Annotated in this window: 3 protein-coding genes; all 3 read left to right on the top strand. The window is 47.3% G+C overall.

Annotated elements, in window-relative coordinates; all coding sequences use genetic code 11:
- On the top strand, nucleotides 1-139 hold a 139-nt coding region (locus D6694_11050), incomplete at its 5' end, for an outer membrane protein assembly factor BamD (GenBank protein ID RMH39598.1).
- 193 nt (nucleotides 140-332) lie between these two features.
- Nucleotides 333-818, top strand: a complete 486-nt coding sequence (locus D6694_11045; protein RMH39597.1) for a hypothetical protein — start codon at nucleotides 333-335, stop codon at nucleotides 816-818.
- 138 nt (nucleotides 819-956) lie between these two features.
- Nucleotides 957-1348: hypothetical protein (locus D6694_11040; protein RMH39596.1), on the top strand; the 392-nt coding region annotated here is incomplete at its 3' end.

The raw sequence follows: 1348 nt of genomic DNA, 5'->3' as shown, positions 1-1348 counted from the left end.
TTATCCGCGCACATCGGTCACCCCAGCAGCCTTGGCCATGCTGTATTCCGCCTACAAGCAACTCGGCTTGGACGAACAAGCAGAACACGCCAGACTGACCCTCAAATTCAACTACCCAAATTATCCAATTGCCGAGTGATCTCAATACATGTGCCTTGCATTTTTAATGCGAGGCACAATCCTTTTTCACATCATCGAATAATACACCTTGCCAACTCAAAAACTGTTCTATCCTTTGTAGATGGTAGTTTCTCACAAATTCCCAGTTACCAGCACTTTTAGGATGCGATGAACACTCAAGTAGTCACGACAGGGGCCTCGAACTCGACGAGTTGCTCTGCGGCGGGTTGAGATATGGGAGCTCTGTTATCATTCGAGGCGGACCAGGATCTGGGAAAACGATATTTGGGCTGCACTTCATAGCTGCCGCGATGAGGACAAACGACCCAGCACTCATTATATCTTTTGCCGCGCCAGAGGACAAAATAAGGCAATACGCGAATGGGCTAGACATTGATATCAGCAAAGCGGCATTTCTTGATTTAACACCAACACCCGATCGTTTGGCAGACAATGCGCCCTATGAAATATTCATCCCTGATGATATTGAGAAACGGCCCATCAAGCGTAGCATCGTGGAAAACATTGAAAACAAAAAGCCCAGAAGGGTTTTTATTGATGGCTTTTCTCTTTCCCGATATCTGTACTCAGATCTGTGTCAGTATCGTCGTCAAATTGTTGCCTTGATACGTTTTCTCCGTAGTCACGGCGCGACGGCGATTTTTGCCTCAGAAATGACCGATCAGTCAAAGGATTAGGAGTTTGCCTTTGCCGCTGACAGCTGCCTTACGCTTACCCATACATCCGGCGTTCACTACCTAAGCATAGAAAAGAACAGAGCGGGCGCCTACTGCCGTGGTGACCATGCCTTCGTCATCACAGACACCGGTATTCGTATGCTTTTGGACATAGACCATTTTTCTAAGGAGCGACCCTACCAACCGGAATTAGTAGCGACTACGATTAAGCCTATTGACGATGTGCTCGGCGGTGGCATCTACCAAGGGAGTCTCACTGTCATCACCGGCAATCCTTGCTCTGGGAAGTCAACTTTCGCATTCGCTGTCGCAGCCTCCTTACGCAATAAACAACAAAAAGTTGGGTTATTGCTTCTTGACGAAACAGAACAGCGTTTTCGTTGGCGGCTACAACGAACCAACAAAATGAGTTGCGCACAATTTGACGAGACCCATTATATTTTCGAACAAATTGACCATTTCACGACATTTGAAGAAATTGCCTTTCTGGTCAGGCAGCTCGTGGAAGTCCAGCGTTGTTCCATCATAGC

The organism is Gammaproteobacteria bacterium, assembly GCA_003696665.1.
Taxonomy (GTDB): domain Bacteria; phylum Pseudomonadota; class Gammaproteobacteria; order Enterobacterales.
This window is presented reverse-complemented; position numbering and strand designations above follow the sequence as displayed.